Here is a 1586-nt window from a genome sequence, read left to right as displayed (position 1 = left end):
GGATCGGCGGATTCAAGCGGTCATCGCAACAGGACGTCCCCGATGACTTCGTTCGGGGTTTGGAACTCTAGTCGTTTGCGTGGTCTGTCGTTCAGTTCCGCGGCGACGGAGTCGAGGTGTTCCTCGGTGAACCCGGCGAGTTCGGTGCCCTTCGGGAAATATTGACGCAGCAGCCCATTGGTGTTTTCGTTGATGCCGCGTTGCCACGGCGACTTCGGGTCGCAGAAGAAGATCTCGATGCCGGTCGCAATCTGGACCTTCTCCCAGTCCCGCATCTCCGGCCCCTGATCCCAGGTCAGCGCGACCCGCAGCTGCTGGGGCAGTTGCTGGATCTTCCGGGTCAGCGCCCGGGCGACCTGCTCGGGCTTGTATCCGTCGGGCAGTGGAACCAACATCGTGTAGTTAGCGGAGCGTTCCACGAGGGTGCCGATTGCGGACCGGTTCCCGGCGCCGATGATCAAATCCCCCTCCCAGCTGCCGGGCACGGCACGATCGCTCGCCTCGGCTGGTCGCTCGGATATGTTGATCATGTTCGGGATCCGGTTCTTTCGTTGCCCCGTCTTCCGGGACGGATGCCGCAGTGCCCGCCCGGTCCGCAAACTCCGCGTCAACTCCTGCTTCAGGGCGCCGCGAGACTGCACGTAGAGGGACTGGTAGATCGTCTCCGCGCTCACCTGCATCTCCGGCTGACTCGGGAAGTCCCGGCGCAACCGGCCGGAGATCTGCTCCGGCGAGCGGCGTTTGGCCAGGTCCGCTTCCACTCTGACACGCAGCTTCACGTTGGTTGCCAGCTTCGCCGGCTTCGGTCTGCTCGCTCGCCGCAACGCGGTCGCCTGCGCCGCCGATGCTCGATACCGTCCCGCCACCGCGTTGCGGGTCAGTTCCCTCGACACCGTCGACGGCGCCCTGCTGATCCGGGCTGCGATGGCACGCACCGATTGCCCGGCCGCGATGCCGATGGCAATCTCTTCGCGCTCCGTGAACGACAGATACCGGCCCTGCAGGTTCCGGCCGCGTCGCGGCCGCACACCGCCGGCAGCGACGAGCATCCGTTTCGCTGTCGTGCGATCCACGCCGATCCGCTCGCCCACCTCACTCGCGAACAGTCCGGCCTGAAAGCCGTCCCACGCCTCCTGGATCAAATCCAGCCGGAACCTCAAAGCCAAACCCGCCACAACACTCTCCATTCAGTAAGTGTTGCGACCACCGCAAGAACCCAAGGATCCTCAACCGGGCGGTGACGGCGGCTGTTGACGATCGTCGCGTTGAAGGGGCGTCGAAAGACGATCCGCTTGCGGGCAGGCGGTCTCAGAGGCGCTGAGGTCGGATTCAGCACTGACCACGTCGACTGATTGAGTCAGCGACCATAGTTCTGCGGACAGCCGGCCCGACAATAGCCTTGTCGAGGACCGCTACTCGTGGCGGAGGAGTGAGTCAGTCATCCAGAACGAAAGTGACTTCGAGTACGACATCGAAGCTTGTGATCGCCCCGTTGGAGCACTGGACGCTTTGTTCCTTCACCCAGGCGCCGCTGATGTTCCGGAGCGTGGCGTTGGCGCGCTCTATGCCGTCCCGAACGGCTTGAT

At 64.1% G+C, this 1586-nt stretch carries 2 protein-coding genes; both read right to left on the bottom strand.

What is annotated here, in order from left to right:
* Window positions 1-20: 20 nt before the first annotated feature.
* The gene (locus ACPW96_RS23215; protein ID WP_425886100.1) at window positions 21-1187 is read right to left on the bottom strand and encodes an IS30 family transposase; all 1167 of its coding nucleotides are present in this window, start codon (window positions 1185-1187) and stop codon (window positions 21-23) included.
* A 247-nt stretch (window positions 1188-1434) separates the two neighbouring features.
* A partial coding sequence (locus tag ACPW96_RS23210; RefSeq protein WP_425886102.1) for a dodecin family protein occupies window positions 1435-1586 on the bottom strand: 152 nt, incomplete at its 5' end.

Origin of the sequence: Micromonospora sp. DT81.3 (assembly GCF_049847225.1) — a bacterium.
Lineage (GTDB): Bacteria > Actinomycetota > Actinomycetes > Actinomycetales > Microbacteriaceae > Microbacterium.
Note: the sequence above shows the minus strand (reverse complement) of the source record. Positions and strands in the feature narration are given on the sequence as shown.